The sequence below is a fragment of the Bradyrhizobium sp. genome, assembly GCF_019242285.1.
Classification (GTDB): domain Bacteria; phylum Pseudomonadota; class Alphaproteobacteria; order Rhizobiales; family Xanthobacteraceae; genus Bradyrhizobium.
Window position 1 is genome coordinate 1 of sequence record NZ_JAFAVV010000766.1, and the last position, 4110, is coordinate 4110.

The 4110-nt window shown below is 63.7% G+C and carries 4 protein-coding genes and 1 pseudogene; 1 reads left to right on the plus strand and 4 read right to left on the minus strand.

Annotated elements, in window-relative coordinates; genetic code table 11:
- The first annotated feature begins 273 nt into the window (after positions 1 to 273).
- Positions 274 to 801 (plus strand): hypothetical protein, encoded by a 528-nt coding sequence (locus JOY90_RS31285; RefSeq protein ID WP_291694956.1) that lies wholly within the window; start codon positions 274 to 276, stop codon positions 799 to 801.
- A 168-nt stretch (positions 802 to 969) separates the two neighbouring features.
- On the opposite strand, the gene JOY90_RS31290 is transcribed toward JOY90_RS31285, so the two are convergent.
- The 4 genes and pseudogenes from JOY90_RS31290 to JOY90_RS31305 form a co-directional block, all read right to left on the minus strand.
- Complete coding sequence (locus JOY90_RS31290; protein ID WP_291694957.1) at positions 970 to 2055, minus strand: branched-chain amino acid ABC transporter permease; 1086 nt, start codon at positions 2053 to 2055, stop codon at positions 970 to 972.
- Between the two features lie 9 nt (positions 2056 to 2064).
- Complete coding sequence (locus JOY90_RS31295) at positions 2065 to 2934, minus strand: branched-chain amino acid ABC transporter permease (RefSeq protein WP_291694958.1); 870 nt, start codon at positions 2932 to 2934, stop codon at positions 2065 to 2067.
- Positions 2935 to 3002: 68 nt separating this feature from the next.
- Positions 3003 to 3710, minus strand: a complete 708-nt coding sequence (locus tag JOY90_RS31300; protein WP_291694959.1) for an ABC transporter ATP-binding protein — start codon at positions 3708 to 3710, stop codon at positions 3003 to 3005.
- A pseudogene (locus tag JOY90_RS31305) lies at positions 3703 to 4110 on the minus strand (ABC transporter ATP-binding protein); the annotation flags it as partial. The pseudogene JOY90_RS31305 and the gene JOY90_RS31300, both read right to left, overlap by 8 nt.

Below are 4110 nucleotides of genomic sequence, written 5' to 3' on the forward strand. Positions count from 1 at the left end.
GTTTTACCGCATGATTGTCTGTCGCGCTTCTCGGATTGGCCTATAAACCATAAAGGAAGTGCTTCCGAGCCAACAGGGCTTGCTTCACATATTTGAGCGACTTTGCACTTTCTCCCGCGGTCGTGCTGAGCACACATACCGGAGAACCTTTCAGACCTTCGTTTTCCAACCGTCCCCAGGGATCAGATCCCGTGCGCGGTGGGAGGGGAGTTCTTGATCGATGAGCAGCGCTTGCGATTGCTGGCATTGTAATGAGCATTAGGAGGATTGCCGATGGGTGGTTTTATAGGTGGTAGCTCTACATCATTCGTGACCGGCACTTTGAACGACCAGTTCGGATCCGCAAATATTCAAGCCACGTTTAAAGAGATTGAGGAGCTTCGGAAAACGTTTCCGAACTTGCTACACCCCAAGACAAACCCCAATGGGAAGGAAAAACGTAGGCAAACGCTGCGGTTTGCCGCGTTTCAAATTCAGGACGAGTTAGTCTTCAATCAGTTTTATCCTGCGCCAAGGTTCAACAAGTGGCTCAAGTACCTGACTTGGCTGCAAATACAGCAAAACGGGACCTTCATGCTCGACAATGCCCAATTCAACGGGACTGCCGGTGAGCTTATCGTAACCGTGCTGGCGAAAGCATTGCCACCTGGTGGCACTCCATCACCAGTACAATTCTCCTACAACCATTCCCCCGACATCGCTGACTTGACGGTCGAGGCAATCACCACCCCCCATTTTCAAATTAGCGTCACCTCCCCAGACCATTCGGAAGTGACTGGTAGCGACGAGGACAACGTCTGATCGGGGCTGCCGCAACATGGGCCTCATCAATAAAGCGGCGACAAGGCTCATCACATATGCGGCTGTGCACCGAAAACGGAAGTCCAGAGCGACACCGCGAGGCCGGGATTTCGAACCTCAGGCACGCCGCGGGCGTGGCCATAGGCGCCGGCAGCGCTGCCGGGGCCATCACGGTATGCGCCGGTTCTCACCTTCGCGCCGCTGCTCGACGAACAGGCGGCGCCGCGTCGGAAACAACGTGAAATCGTAACGCTCGACGACAAAACCCCAGATGCCGCGCGGGGCGAACAGCATGATGAGGATGCCGAGCGTGCCCAGCAGGATGAGGTAGGCGGCGCCAAAGTCGGCGAGATAATGCTGCATCAAAGTGAACACGAGGGTGCCGACGATCGGACCTTCGATCGTACCGATGCCGCCGATCACGACGATGAAGATGACATAGGCGGTCCAGTCCAACACGGAGAACGCCGCGTCCGGCGAGATGCGGGCCTTCTGCAAATAGATCAGCGCGCCGATCATGCCGGTCATGGCCGCGGTCGCGACATAGACGGAGAGCTTGACGCTGGCGATGTCGACGCCGAGGCTCGCGGCGGCTGCCTCGGAATCCCTGATCGCGCCGAGCGCGAGCCCGCGGCGCGAGCGCTGGATGGCGTAGACGAGGGCGAAGCTTGCGGCCATCAGCGCCAGCGCGACCCAATAGGAGAGGATGTCGCGCGCGGCCGGCGTGCGCACGTCGAACAGCGTCTTGATCCCCTCGATGCCGATCACGCCGGAAGTCACCGCCGGTGGCAGCGAGGTCCCGGTGCCGCCGCCGAGCTGCTTGACCTGGGCCAGCACCAGCCGGCAGACCTCGGCCACGACCCAGGTGCCGATCGCGAAATAGGCGCCGCGCAGGCGGAATACGATCAGCGCGGCGGGGAACGCCAGCGCGGCACAGACGCCGCCCGCGAGCGGGATCGCCAGCAGCGGATCGAGGCCGGCCATGATGGTCAGCGCGAACAACAGATAGCCGCCGAGCCCGACGAAGGCCTGCTGTCCGACCGAGATCAATCCTGCCTGGCCCGCCAGCAGATTCCAGCATTGCGCCAGCGCCAGCATGTCAAAGACGAAGATCAGGTTCTGGATCAGCTCGCGGCCGGCGAAGGCGGGAAGCGCTGCCAGAATCGCCAGCACGAGAGCGCCCAAGGCCGCGGCGGCAAGCGAGGCCGGTCCGGCTCGCGCGATGCGGAACGTCGTTGCAGGCTGGTTCGCCATCGCAAGCCTTCAGTCCACCGCGCGCGGAAACAACCCGCGCGGCCTCAGCACGAGTACCACCAGAAAGGCGAGATGGCCGGCCAGGATCTGCCATTCCGGATCGATCCGCGCGCCGATGGTCTGCGCCAGCCCCAGCACGATGCCGCCGGCGAGCGTGCCCCAGAAGCTGCCGAGGCCGCCGATGATCACGGCCTCGAAGGCGTAGAGCAGCCGCGCCGGGCCGATGGTCGGATCGAAATTCGCCCGCATGCCTAGATAGAGCGCGGCGACGGTCACGACAACGAGCGCGAGGCCCATGGCGACCGCGTAGATGCGGCCGACCTCGATGCCCATGAGCTGCGCGATCTCCAGATCGTCGGAGGTGGCGCGGAAGGCGCGGCCGAGCGGCGTGCGATAGAAGACGAGATTGAGAATTACGATGACCGCGATCGCCGACAACAGCGTGAGCAGGGGCACGACGCCGGCCGCGATGCCGCCGCCGAGCGCGATCGAGGCGGTCTCGATGCTGCCGGCGCGCAGCCGCTCGCTGTCGGCGGAGAACAGTTGCAAAAGTCCGTTCTGGATGATGATCGAGAGCCCGAAAGTGACGAGCAGCGGCGGCAGCAGGTCGCGCCCGAGGGTGCGGTTCAGCAGCACGTGCTGAAGCGCAAAGCCGACCACGAACATGATCGGGATCGCCAGCAGCGCGGCGACGAAGGGATCGAGGCCGAGCCAGGTGGCGAGCGTGAGGATGACGAAGGCCGCGAGCACGATCAGGTCGCCATGGGCGAGGTTGACGAGCCGCATCACGCCGAAGATCAAGGACAGGCCGGCCGCGAACAGCGCGTAGAGGCCGCCGAGCAGGATGCCCTGGATCACCGCGTCGAGCCAGCCCGTCATGCTAGGAATCTGCTCCTCAGGATGAGGTCGGAGAGCTTGGAAGCGATAGGGTTCATGAAAGCGCTTGTCTAGCCGCCGAAATAGGCGCGATGGATGGCGTCGCGCGTCAAGTCCTGCGGGCGCCCGGACAGCGACAGCCGGCCTTCCTGGAAACAGTAGACGCGATCGGACGCCTTCATCGCCTGCACGATGTCCTGCTCGACCAGGATCACGCTGGTGCCCTCGGCCTTGATGTGCGCGAGGCTCGCATAGATGTCGGCGATCACGATCGGCGCCAGCCCGAGGCTGATCTCGTCGCACAACAACAAGCGCGGGTTCGACATCAGCGCGCGGCCGATCGCCGCCATCTGCTGCTGTCCGCCGGACAGCGTGGTCGCGGCGCTCGCGCGGCGCTGCTTCAGCACCGGGAACAGGCCGTAGACGCGCTCGAGCGACCACGGGCCCGCCACCTTGCGACCATGGCCGCCGATCAGGAGGTTCTCTTCCACGGTGAGCGAGGGAAACAGCCGCCGCCCTTCCGGCACCAGCGCTATGCCGCGCGCCACCGTGCGATAGGCAGGCCCGCCGCCGATCGCAACACCATCAAAGCGGATCGCCTCCGCTTGCGCGTCCATCAGGCCGGCGATGCTTTTGAGCAGCGTGCTCTTGCCGGCCCCGTTGGCGCCGATGACCGCAACGATTGCGCCGGTTGCGACCCGCATCGAGACGCCGAATAGGGCCTGGAAATCGCCGTAGAAGGCATCCAGTCCATGCACTTCAAGCAGCGGCTCAGGCATCGACTGCGATCCCAAGGTAGATTTCCGCGACCTGCGGGCTGCGGATCACGGCAGTGGGATCCCCGGACGCTATGATGGCGCCAGCATGCAGGACGGCGAGGCGATCCACCACCGCCACAAGGGCATGGACAATGTGCTCGATCCAGATGATGGATACGCCTGTTGTCCGCACGTCTTTGATCAGCGTCACGAGGCTTGCGCACTCGTGCTCGGTGAGCCCCCCCGCCACCTCGTCGAGCAGCAGGACACGCGGCTTTGTCGCCAGTGCACGCGCCAGCTCCAGCCTTTTGCGGTCGATGAGGGCCAGCGATCCGGCGGCCAGGTTCGCCCTGGTGGCGAGGCCACAGCGCTCGAGGATCTCGATGCAGGCGGCATAAACGTCGCGCTCGCGCTTGTTTTG